Annotated in this window: 1 protein-coding gene; it reads left to right on the top strand. The window is 65.1% G+C overall.

Annotation, left to right across the window (positions count from 1 at the left end; genetic code table 11):
- Positions 1-40: 40 nt before the first annotated feature.
- The coding region (locus ACZ2IA_RS23250; RefSeq protein WP_470294942.1) for a hypothetical protein at positions 41-241 on the top strand (201 nt) is incomplete at its 3' end.

Here is a 241-nt window from a genome sequence, read left to right as displayed (position 1 = left end):
AGCGATTGCCGCCCGCCAGACGCCGCCGCAGAGCTGGTTCATGGATTTCTCCCTGCTGGGAGGCTACTGGGCCGGCGAGGGCAAGCGTGCCTATCACCACACCGCGCAGGTCACCGCCGTCTATGGAATGCATGAAGGCCTGCGCCTGTTGCAGGAAGAAGGGCTCGATGCCCAGCGCTTCCAGACCGGCCCACAGCTTTTTCGCGTTTGTCGCATGACGCTGCCAGCTGGCCTCGAGCCC

The organism is Crenobacter sp. CS_VA4 (genome assembly GCF_055597485.1).
Note: the sequence above shows the minus strand (reverse complement) of the source record. Positions and strands in the feature narration are given on the sequence as shown.